This window comes from uncultured Tenacibaculum sp., assembly GCF_947498805.1.
In the GTDB taxonomy this organism is placed as follows: domain Bacteria; phylum Bacteroidota; class Bacteroidia; order Flavobacteriales; family Flavobacteriaceae; genus Polaribacter.
Window position 1 is genome coordinate 362,857 of record NZ_CANMLT010000004.1, and the last position, 12,158, is coordinate 375,014.

7 protein-coding genes and 1 tRNA gene are annotated in these 12,158 nt (G+C 32.0%); 4 read left to right on the plus strand and 4 right to left on the minus strand.

Features of this window, described 5'->3' with window-relative positions:
- Positions 1–3 precede the first annotated feature (3 nt).
- Both Q0873_RS10055 and Q0873_RS10060 read right to left on the minus strand, forming a co-directional pair.
- Complete coding sequence (locus Q0873_RS10055) at positions 4–4,464, minus strand: M43 family zinc metalloprotease (RefSeq protein WP_299106726.1); 4,461 nt, start codon at positions 4,462–4,464, stop codon at positions 4–6.
- A gap of 307 nt (positions 4,465–4,771) precedes the next feature.
- A complete protein-coding gene (locus tag Q0873_RS10060) occupies positions 4,772–6,160 on the minus strand; it encodes a dipeptidase (protein ID WP_299106728.1) in 1,389 nt (462 codons plus the stop codon).
- A gap of 238 nt (positions 6,161–6,398) precedes the next feature.
- Here Q0873_RS10060 and Q0873_RS10065 point away from each other — a divergent pair.
- A tRNA-Leu gene (locus Q0873_RS10065) sits at positions 6,399–6,480 on the plus strand.
- Between the two features lie 271 nt (positions 6,481–6,751).
- Here Q0873_RS10065 and Q0873_RS10070 read toward each other — a convergent pair.
- Positions 6,752–7,798, minus strand: a complete 1,047-nt coding sequence (locus Q0873_RS10070; RefSeq protein ID WP_299106730.1) for a hypothetical protein — start codon at positions 7,796–7,798, stop codon at positions 6,752–6,754.
- Between the two features lie 51 nt (positions 7,799–7,849).
- On the minus strand, positions 7,850–9,139 hold the full coding sequence (locus Q0873_RS10075; protein WP_299106732.1) for a DUF6161 domain-containing protein: 1,290 nt from the start codon (positions 9,137–9,139) through the stop codon (positions 7,850–7,852).
- A gap of 940 nt (positions 9,140–10,079) precedes the next feature.
- Between Q0873_RS10075 and Q0873_RS10080 the strand changes: the two genes are divergently transcribed.
- The 3 genes from Q0873_RS10080 (at position 10,080) to rpsU (ending at position 11,567) form a co-directional block, all read left to right on the plus strand.
- Positions 10,080–10,274 carry a cold-shock protein gene (locus Q0873_RS10080; protein ID WP_299106735.1) on the plus strand — a complete coding sequence of 65 codons (195 nt, stop codon included), beginning with the start codon at positions 10,080–10,082 and terminating at the stop codon, positions 10,272–10,274.
- A 220-nt stretch (positions 10,275–10,494) separates the two neighbouring features.
- On the plus strand, positions 10,495–11,352 hold the full coding sequence (locus Q0873_RS10085; protein WP_299106738.1) for an RNA polymerase sigma factor RpoD/SigA: 858 nt from the start codon (positions 10,495–10,497) through the stop codon (positions 11,350–11,352).
- Between the two features lie 26 nt (positions 11,353–11,378).
- Positions 11,379–11,567, plus strand: coding sequence for a 30S ribosomal protein S21 (gene rpsU / locus Q0873_RS10090; RefSeq protein ID WP_299106740.1), 189 nt, complete (start codon positions 11,379–11,381; stop codon positions 11,565–11,567).
- The last annotated feature ends 591 nt before the right edge of the window (positions 11,568–12,158 follow it).

Genomic DNA, 12,158 nt, shown 5'->3' on the forward strand with positions numbered 1-12,158 from the left:
TATTTACATCGATTTGATGATTTTTAAAGTTTTGTTTTTGTGGTTAGATTGAAACTTAACAAAATACACTCCAGTAGCCTTAATTTGTTCTCCGACAGTTATTTTTATTGGGTTTTTAAGATAATTCTTAGAATAGATTTGCTTTCCTGTGATGTCAAAAATATCTAATTTGAAACCTGTATTCCCTAAAGAACTTACATCGATAGTTGCTCGATGATTAAAAGGATTTGGATACGATTTTATCATAGGTAAATTATGATTACTAACGTTTTCAGAGTTGTTCGTTTTATTTTGTTCTGTTGGTCTTTTAGTAGTAAGCCCTTCTCCTGCCATTGTATTGTAGGCATAGTCTTTAAAAGTTATAGAAGAACCATTACTAGAAACGGTTACATAGAACCAACCATAATGTGTATTGTTGTTTAGTGTATAACTAAATCCGATATATCCAGATTTACCATTCCAGCTGGTATGGCTTGCCGAACTAACAGTGAAAGAATGGGAATCACTTCTCAAATTACTGTTAGCATCAATTATAACACCATCTGAGATAAATGAAACATTACTTGTCGTATTTTCACAAACAACATTTTTACCATAGGATACGAGTCTAACAGCACCTCCTGAATACCATGGTCCGAAATATTTTTCATCTGCTTCTTCAATTTGGAAAGGATTCCATGTATTTCCTGAGTTTATCGTAACATCTGCCATATCTACATATACAACATTTCCATCATTTGGAGGGTTGGTGTTTGTAGTAGTAACACTAATGCTTTGACTAGAGTCAGATTGATTTCCAGCAGCATCATTTGCTCTTACATAAAATGAGTAAGTAGTATTTGCTGTTAAGTTTGAAACATCAAAAGAGTTTGTCGTAGCATTACCTATTACGGTAGTATTTCTATACACCGTATAGCTTGTTACGGCTATGTTATCTGTAGATGGATTCCAGTTTAAACTAAGAGAGGTGTTTGAAATATTAGAAGCTACTAATCCTGAAGGAATAGTTGGTGCTTGTGTGTCTGCAGTTGAACTTCCGATTATGATAGTATAATCTTCTACTTCTCCTAAGTAAGTGTCTGTTCCACAAGGTGTAATTTTAGAAGCACTTCCATATCCTGCTCTTACTCTCATTCTTAATGAACTTCCTGCTATTAATCCACTTGGAGCGGTGATATTTGTATTATAAGGTCCTGCAGCAAATTTAGAATACACATTTTCACCGGCATCTTCAAAATTTCCATTGTTATTCCAGTCAATCCATACCCCAACAGCATTATATGTCCAATGCTCGTTGTTTAGGTTAATTGTTAAGGCTGTGGTGTCTCCAGAACTTATTGTATTGGAAAGATTGGTGTGATTAGCATACGGAGTATGCCCTGTAGTGTTGTTGATATCTCCAAATTCTACTTTTGTAATATGTAAGCCACTTTGATCATTTGAGGCATCACAATACGTTGGAGTCGGATTTGTGTTGTTTAGAGTAGTTGCATCAATTGTGTTACTTAAAGAAGATTGATTTCCTGCAGCGTCATTGGCTCTTACAGAGAAAGTATACTGAGTATTTGCCGTTAAATTGTTTACAGAGAACGTAGTGTTCGCTGAAGTTCCAATACTGGTATTGTCTTGGAAAATGGTATAGCTTGTTACAGCAACATTATCTGTAGCAGCAGTCCAATTTAAGTCAACACTTGTTGTTGTGATATTTGAAGCTGAAAGATTAGATGGGGCAGTAGGAGCCTGAGTATCGGTTTCTGCTAAAGTAGTAATGTTTGCTTGATTGCTTTCTGCGGAAGTGTTTCCAGCGGCATCTTTTGCTTTTACGGTAAAAGAGTATCCTGTATTTGCACTAAGTCCACTAACATTAAAAGATGTAGAGTTTGTTACCCCTAAACTTAAACTTCCTCTAAATACTTCATAATTGGTAACTCCAATATTATCGGTTGATGCTGTCCAGTTTAAAGTTACAGAGGTTGTAGTAATATCAGAAGCTACAAGATTCGTAGGAGCAGAAGGAGCTTCGGTATCAGTAGTACCTCCATCAAAATTAATGGTAAAGTTTACTGTTTGAGTAGCATTGACATCATTACATCCATTGGTGCTCGTTACCGTTGCAGTATACATTCCTTGATGTAAGTTTTGCTTAGCATCATCGGTAATTTCAATAGTATTCGCATTGGAAGTAAAATTATTCGGCCCCGTCCAAGCGATTGTTCCATTGAATAAACTTTGTGGGATTTTTAAACGAATACCATCTCCTTCATTAATAGTTAATGAATTATTAGATGCATTGGTAAATACGGCATTGTTTAATTGGTATTGAATTTTGTTAGATAAGTCTTCAATTCCTACTTTTACAAGAATGGTAGTTTCAGAATAGCATTGACCATTTGAATATTCGATTTTATAGATTCCTTCATCAGATGCTGAAAGATTGTTTAAAGCCCAAAATACATTTCCATCGGTAGTGGTATCTATAGTTCCGTTTGGGTAGATAAGTTTTAAGTACTGGGTTTCTAATGAATTTGTAGTACCAAGTGCAATATTATCTCCAGTACATGCAAATATGGTGTTGCTTCTAGACCAGTTATTGCCGTTATCTCTAACAAATGCATCTAGTGCACTTTTTTTAGGACGAATAAACAAGTCTACCGATCCAGAGCAAGAGGCAGGATCATTCCAAGTAATCGTATATTTCCCATATTGTTGTTCGGTTAAGCTGGCAAATTCAAATCCAGTGCCTAAATCAGGAGTATCATCAAAGAAATTGTTAGGTCCAGTAATAGTTACATTTTGAAGACCTATGTTTTGCATTCCTAAATGTACTTTTTCTCCAACACAAGCTTCTACAAAATCTCTTTGAACCCAACTGTTGTTCAATGCAACCCATGGAGTTAATTTATTTTCGGTAATAACTTCTACTTGTGTTGTATAACTACATCCTCCTAAATCATAAATTAGGGTGTATACTCCAGCGTTGGCTGTTGTAATATTATTAAAAGTCCAGGTACCATCGTTGTCTGGAGTTGTGTGTAAATTTCCGTTAGGTAATCGCAAAGATTTTGCTCCTAGTAAACCTGAAGGCGTAGCAATATTAATATTTGAACCAGGACAAGCCTTAATTTGATTGCCACTATACCAAGCTAAATCGTTTATTTTTAACCATGAAACTAAATTAAATCCTACATTTAATTGAACAACACCAAAACCAACATCTCCATTGGTGTTTTCGTATTTTATCAAGTAGGTTCCAGCATCACTTTCCTGAGCATTATTAATATTCCAATAGGTACTTCCGTCTGGAGTTTTATCTTTTGTTCCGTTAGGAGCAATTAAAGTTACATTTTGTAAACCAACGTTTTGCATTCCTATTTTAACATTGGTTCCTGGGCATACCGTAATGGAAGTTGTGTTTTCCTCCCATGAGTTTCCATCATGCATTCTTGGAGTTACAGCTAAACTTCCTCCAGTACCTGTAGCAACCAAGTTGGCGTTTTGCCATAATGGAAAACGTGCTGAATGATTTAAAGCAGCATACATTCTATCGGTTTGTCCTTTGGTAAACATTTTAGCACATCCACCAGAAGAATCATAACCCATATAGTTTTCATAATTGATTAAAGAATCTCCACAATCTGTAGCTCCTACCATACATCCATCATCGTTAGATGCTTTGTCTTCTTGTGGAGTATCCTCTACAAAATCTTGTGTTAAGCTACTACATCCTCCTTCAAAAGTGTGTAATAGATTTAGCCAATGCCCAAATTCATGCGTTAAAATAGAAGCGAACTCGTCATCGGTATTGCCTTTTAAATAACGACCGTTGTAAACAACTCTTGCTCTGTTTGAATCAGAATCGGTTTTACTTGGATACCATGCAATTCCGGAGTTGTTGTCTTTTCCGTCATCATGAATATCTGCAGTAATATATACATTCATGTATTTATAATTATCCCAAGCATCTCGTGTAACAATGGGACTATTATAGTTTCCTTGTCCACCGGCAGCTGCATGGTCGATGATTCCATTGGTAGGATTTCCACTTGGATCTATTGCAGCCAGTTTAAAAGTGATGTTTGTTTTGGATTTTCTTCCTTCAAACAAAGGGTCAACAGTATCAAAATCAGGATTCAACCCTTGAAAATCTTCATTCACCATATTCAATGAATTAATAATTTTTTCGTTGGTTACAGTACTTCCGTTTTGGGTTCTTCCATAAATATGAAAAACTACTGGAATGATAATTTGTGGAGCGGCTGATTTTCCTTGTAAAGTACTTTGGGGTTGTTTGTAGTTTTTTGTAAAATTGTTGAGGTTTAAAAACTCCTGATACTTTTCGGGGTATTTTTTAAAATGTGCATTCATCACTTTTGAAGTGGTACAAACACCCTCTTTTTGTTGCGCTATACTGATTGTAGAAAAGCTTAAAAAGACTACTGTTAGTAAAGTAATTATTTTTTTCATTTTTAAAATATTTTTATTTAAAAATGATTTTCAATGGTTTAAATGTATTTTTTTGTAGTTTTTGTTATTGAAAATCAAAATATTTAACGATACTAATGAAAATTAGTTAACAATATTTTAACATGGATAGGATTGTATAGAATGTGGATAATTTCGGAATGAATTTGACTAAAGTGGTTAATAAACTATAAGTTGAAAATGGCAAATATTCGTTTTTTGGATGTATGTTTTTAAAAATAAAAACTCACTATCTTTCAAGTAGATAGTGAGCTTTTTTATAGGTTGAATATGATTAAATTTCTATACTCTATTTAGATAATTCTGTAAAATATTGATAGAAATATGGAATAGTTTCAATTCCTTTTAAGTAATTCCATACCCCAAAATGTTCGTTTGGTGAATGAATTGCATCAGAATTTAATCCGAATCCCATTAAAATCGTCTTACTTTTTAACTCCTGTTCAAATAGAGCTACAATTGGAATACTACCTCCACTTCTTTGTGGTATTGGTGTTACTCCAAAAGTTTCTTGATATGCTTTACTTGCAGCTTGATAACCAATATTATCAATTGGTGTTACATATCCTTGTCCACCATGATGAGGTGTTACTTTTACTTTCACCGATTTAGGAGCAATACTTTCAAAATGCTTTTTGAACAATTCGGTAATTTCTTCCCAATCTTGATTTGGAACTAAACGCATTGAAATTTTAGCATATGCTTTTGATGCTATTACCGTTTTGGCCCCTTCACCAATATAACCTCCCCAAATTCCATTAACATCTAAAGTAGGACGAATAGAATTTCGTTCATTGGTAGTATAACCTGCTTCTCCATATACATCATCAATATCTAAAGCATTTTTATAGTCTTCTAAAGAAAATGGAGCCTTAGCCATTTCATCACGTTCTTCACGAGATAACTCTTCTACCTTGTCGTAAAACCCTGGAATAGTAATATGATTGTTTTCATCATGTAAAGATGCAATCATTTTATTTAACACATTAATTGGATTCGCCACAGCTCCTCCGTATAATCCTGAGTGTAAATCTCTGTTAGGTCCAGTTACTTCAACTTCTACATAACTCAATCCACGTAAACCTGTAGTAATTGATGGAATATCATTAGCAATCATTCCTGTATCGGAAATTAAAATCACGTCGTTTGCTAATTTCTCCTTGTTTCTAGGAACAAACCAAGCTAAACTTTCAGAACCTACTTCTTCTTCTCCTTCAATCATAAACTTTACGTTACATGGTAAGTTCCCAGTTTGGGTCATATATTCTAAAGCTTTTACGTGCATATACATTTGTCCTTTATCATCACAAGCACCACGTGCAAAAATTGCTCCCTCAGGGTGAATGTCGGTTTTTTTAATTACCGGCTCAAAAGGAGGTGAAGTCCATAAATCAATTGGATCTGCAGGTTGCACATCGTAATGACCGTATACTAAAACTGTTGGTAAATTCGGATCAATAATTTTTTCACCGTATACAATTGGGTATCCTGGTGTTTCACAGATTTCTACTTTATCACAACCAGCTTTTTCTAAGCTTTCTTTGATGGCATCTGCTGTATTTAATACATCTTGATTGTAGGCTGGGTCTGCACTAATTGATGGGATTTTTAATAAATCGACCAATTCGTTGATAAAACGTTGTTTGTTTTTTTCTATATAAGATTGAATGGTTTCCATTATGTAAGTGTAAAATGAATGTTATGCGAATTTAATTTTTTTTTTACACATTCCTTTTGCTTTGAGTGAATTAGTGATAAAGATGGGTTAAATTACTAGAAAAATAAATTAAAAAGACCAGTAGCTACTTGATATTGAAAGGAATAGTAATAGCAATGAAAAAAAATAACTCTTTTGTAGTTTTTGCCTATGAAATTTGATTTGTTTGTGTATATTTGCAGGCACAATTCAAAAACACGCGGGTGTGGTGGAATTGGTAGACACGCTAGACTTAGGATCTAGTGCCGTGAGGCGTGGGGGTTCGACTCCCTTCACCCGTACTAATTGAAAGTGAACGTTTTAGATCAATTCTAAAGCGTTTTTTTTATGCTTTTTTTGAGATTAATTTGTATGTACACAGGTTTGTACATAGAAACTACTTTTTCAATTTGGTAAATCTCTTTAAAAATAAGGGGTTGATGGTGTAAGGCACGCTAGATTTTCACTGTTTTTTTTGTGATGACACGTTAGATTGTGATGTTTGAATTTAACGGTATTTTTGGATTAGATTTTTTAGGCGTTAATTGGTTATAAATTGCTGTCATAAGTATTTTATCCAAAATTCAGACCTACAGGTAAAGTTTTTGAATTAAAAGGATAGAATATTGGCATGGTTCCATCTAAACTTCCATTTTTATCAATCCAAGTTTGTCTAATGTTTTTAAACAAGTCTCTTCGTAGGGGAATTAGTGCATTTGGGTTATGGAATATATTAACTGCTTCATTCCAATCTTCTTTTATATCTCCTGGAATTATAGATTGTGCAAACTTTACAGGTTTAGCGCTTGGATTTGGATCGAATGCTAAACCAGCTCTTTCCATTATAATTAATTCATCAGAAATTCCACTCTGATAACCCATTCTATTAAATTTATGTAAATCACTATTGTTAGTAAATATAACTGCACTAATATTTTCAGTATTTGGTAATGAAAAAAAGTTAGGTGGAATTTCTTTTTCTCCAAATTTATGATTTTCAGTTCTAACTATTTTTTTAGGGATATGAGGTTCTTCTTCTGATTTTGATTCATAAGTTAGACCATATAAATATTCAATTATTTTGGCATCGGGTAGAAAATTCGCCAAATAATTGTGAGCTGGTGTTATCGCTAAAACTAATGGTTTTCCCTTAACCCAATCAAGTTCCCAGTATTTTTTCTGTAGTTTAGAATATAATACACTTCCCATTCGCATAATGTAATGCTCAATTAATTCTTTCTGTACTTCTAAATCATTGTTTTTTTCAGCTTCGAGAATAAATTCTTGGGTAAATTTTTCTTCGGGTACTTCATTAGATAAACTTGCTTCTACAAAGAAATCGAATCCATCTTTTTCAACGTGAAAATCTGGGCGATTATAAGAATTGTCGAAGCTAAAACCATTTTCTTTAAAAAACTTGAATAGAAAAATTTCCCAAAGTCTTGAATTGAAACCTGTAGTTTGAAATTGTTGGATAAAGTTTCCATCATTATCTTCCATTTCGGATAATATTTCTTCGATTAAAAGTTTGGCAGGGTCAAGTTGTTTACCTGTTTGTAGTAGCTTAAAATCTGGGTTTAACTTTTCCTCAGAGACGATGTTTTTAAATATTTCTTTCATTTTTTAGTATTATGACAACAGTTTTTATATACGTTGTTAGCCACTGGCTTTTTACTTTCCGCCAAATATTTTTCCTGCTATATCGTTGGGCATTGTTGGACCAGAGTCATCTTTTAGTAATCCTGTATCTGCTCTACTGAACAAGGATTGCATAATTAAATTCTTGTCTTTTTCATCAACTGCATTATCTTTTATTAGAGCTAGATAAACATAGGTAAGTTGCTCTCTTTCCTCAGCATCTCTAGCCAAATGGAATGAACTAAATGCAACTTTATTCAACGCTCTTATACCAAAAGCTAGAAATGAAATAAATGTGATATAAACAACTGACCATTTTATTGCTTGTGCATTGCCTTTTATGAAACTTAATAGCATTCCTTCTGGTGTTAGCCATAACAAAAGATATAAAGTAACACAAGCGAAGGCAACAATTCCAATTAGCCAATGGATAGCTTGCCAACCTTCTTTTTTCAAATCAGTCGCTCTAGTTTTCCAATATTCAGCTGGTTTTTTTAATCTTAAAAGTTCTTCGTAAGTGTGTTCAAGGTCAGATACTTTCTTTTTTGCACCTAGTTCTTTTTCTGTACCGTCGAACCAATCATTAAAAATGGACTCTTTATTGGATTTGAAATTGTCGAATTCTGTTTTAACTCCAATGATTTTATTTTCTTCATTTCCCTCAAACCAATCTGTGAAAAGTTGCTCCTTTTCGTTTTTTAGATTGTCAATTCTTTTAAGATGATTAACCAAATCTCTTTCTGTATCACTTAATTGATTTTTAAAATCCGTTTTAAGTTTACTTAGAGAAGCTCTTTCCTTTTTTCTTCTTTCTGTTATTCCTGTCTTATCCTTTAGTTCAAATTCATAAGCTAGTAGACTTCCAATAAAGGTATTTATATCATTTAGATTATTATTTTTTCTTATCAGATAGTTAAAAGCTCCATTAGCTGAATTTGGTAGGCGTTCCGACAAATCAATTAGAAATTTTGTATAAACTGAATCAAATGTGAAGTAATTATTGTTACTCTGCAATTGTGATTGTTCTGTCCTCCAAATATTGTTTAATTGTACCTCATTATGGCTGTAATAGAGATTGACAAAATTTTCAATTCTTATTTTTAGATTTGTAAAATGTTGTTTTGAAGAATTAAGGACGTTTGGAATAGATGAATATTCTTTCCATCCATTTTCTTGCTTTGATAAGAATCTATGAATAGAACTTAATCCTTTAAATGATTCTTCAAATTCTATGTGAGGATATCGAATTGTAATTTCAACCGAATTGAACCAATCTTTTTCTGGTGATTCAGCTATTTTCTTTCTTATTTCGGTTGTTGTCATATTTTGGTTTTTAGCTTGTGGCTAACTTGTTTATAGATGCATAAAATACATCTTAATACACCCAGTAGATGCATAGTCGATATAAATTGTGCTTTTATACTTTTTTTAAAGGGTGGCTTAAATGTAAAAAGATTAAAAAAGTTAACTATGTGGGAAACCGTAATTAAAGTAAGGTTTTACCTTACTTTTCTCATTTGAAATAGTATATTTGATTAACACCTGTAATACACACCCGCACTGTGTTTGAATAAATTAAATAAAATATTAATCAGAGTCATTTTATCTTTTAAAGCTTTGTAAAAACAGGTTTGTTCGGTAAGCAGGTGTTTTTTTTAATGGAAAATTGTACATAGCTTTGTACATAGAATATATTAATTTGAGTCATTTTTAAAAACTCAAAGTTTTGTAAATCAGAAGTTAATAAAACGGGAAGATAAGAGTTTTAAACTTAGGATCTAGTGCCGTGAGGCGTGGGGGTTCGACTCCCTTCACCCGTACTAAAAGAAAAAACCGAGATTTATAAATCTCGGTTTTTTCTTTTATTGAGCACAACATAAGTACAACGCTTTTGAAAACTTAATTGAATCAAAAAAACAGTGCTATTTTTCTATTTTGTTAAAAATGGGTTTGACAAAAAAAGGATTTAAAATTGTGTGACTAAGCTTCTAGTTTTTGATTGTAGAAGTTGATGCTAAATGAATAATATTGACTTAATTAATAGTATATCAGAATTAAAGCGTTACCTTTACGAGGTTCGAGTTGGACAACCTTTTGATTTTAAGGTGTTATTTTGAAATAACTTTCTGAGCTTTCTCTTTATTTTATTCCATCATTAACTTTATTTTTTTAAGTGTTTAGTAATAAACATGTTAGTATTTTCGTTTTATGGGGCTACTGATAGTTCTTCTTTAACGATTAAATAATAATTAAAAATATAGAAATGCAAGAAGGTACAGTAAAATTTTTCAACGATTCGAAAGGATTCGGATTTATAACTTCATCAGAATCTGGACAGGATATATTTGTTCATAATTCAGGATTAATTGATAACATTAATGAAGGCGATAAGGTCAAGTATGAGACTGAGAGAGGAAAAAAGGGAATGAATGCAGTTAATGTTGAAGTAGTAAGATAGAATCTTATAACAATATTTAAAATATTTCCAAAGACGTTTGGAAATTCTTTTTCATAGCAATTTCCCATTCAACTTTTGAGTGGGTTTTTTATGAGAAAAACTTAATACTATTTTTAATCTAAAACCAAAGAATTATTCCCAAGGAAGTAATTCAATAAACTTCTTTTATATACTAAGTTAAAAAAACGGCTTCATATATAAAATGTGTAAAATTTTAAATATGAGGCAGTTAAAAATATCAAAGCAAGTAACAAATAGAGAATCAAGATCTTTAGATAAATATTTACAAGATATTGGTAAGATAGAGTTAATAACTGCTGAAGAAGAAGTAGAATTAGCGCAAAGAATTAAATCTGGCGATATAGGAGCATTAGAAAAATTGGTTAGTGCAAACCTTAGGTTTGTGGTTTCAGTAGCTAAGCAATATCAAAATCAAGGATTAAATCTACCAGACCTCATAAATGAGGGTAATATTGGGTTAGTTAAAGCTGCTCAACGTTTTGATGAGACTAGAGGGTTTAAATTTATTTCTTATGCAGTATGGTGGATACGCCAATCAATACTTCAAGCCCTAGCTGAACAGTCTAGAATAGTAAGACTTCCTTTGAATAAGATAGGAAATATAAATAAGATTAATAAAGCTGTAGCTCGATTAGAGCAAGAAATAGAAAGAAAACCGTCAGCACAAGAAATATCTGCCGAGTTAGATATGACTATTACCGATGTTAAAGACTCTATTAAAATATCTGGAAGACATGTTTCAATGGATGCACCTTTAATTGAGGGTGAGAATTCTAATTTGTATGATATTTTAAATTCTGGAGAATTACCAAATTCAGATAAGGGCCTATTACTAGAGTCTCTGCAAATAGAAATACAAAGAGCATTAGACACGTTGTCACCGAGAGAGGCAATCGTTATAAGATTGTTTTATGGTTTAGGAGAAAATGATTCTATGAGTTTGACAGAGATAGGTGAAGAAATTGAATTAACCAGAGAAAGAGTAAGACAGATAAAAGAAAAGGCTATTAGGAGATTAAAATACAGATCTGATGCTTTAAAAGCATATTTAGGATAGAAATAATAACGAAAAATTAAATAATTATGTTAATAATTAAAATTAAAGAAGGAGAAAACATTGATAGGGCTATAAAACGTTATAGAAAAAAACATAGAAATGTTAAGTTGTTAAGAGAACTTAGAGATAGAAAGCAGTATAAAAAACCTTCTATACAAAAAAGAGAGCAACTTATAAAAGCGAAATATATCGAACAGCTTAAAATGAAAGAATAGAACCCTTATTAAATTAGGTTTTTATAACAAACAAATAGTAGGGTTTAACTCAGAATTTGGTTCTGTGAGGCATGGGAGTTCGACTCCCTTCACCCGTACTTTAAACAAATGCAATTAGCTTTTTTTAGTTAATTGCATTTTTTGTTTTTAAAGAGTTAAACATGCTTCTTCCTTTGACTTTTTAATATAACGGTAAATTAATTATTGCTAAGTATAACGTAATTTTAGAATTTGAATATGAAAGCTCATCATTTCAAAGAGGATTTCTGTAGTCAGTTTTTCTTCATTTTTCGGACAAAACAGTTGTTAAATTTATCTGTTTTTTAAAGTGTTTTGTTAAAATTTGATGTTTTAACATGGTTTTTGTTAAAATTTTACAGATGTAATTTTGTTAAAAAATGTTAACGCCCTACTAATTTTACTGACTTTGTTCTGTTTTTTATTTTTTTTTTTTTGAATGCATAAAAAGTGTATATTCGAAATCGTTAAAAAAACCCTTTAAAAATTATCATATTGATAATTCTTTAACTATTACTCAACTAAAAAGTTAATCTGGTGTTTTTTTTTCAAAAATTACTGCCTTCGGAAAAG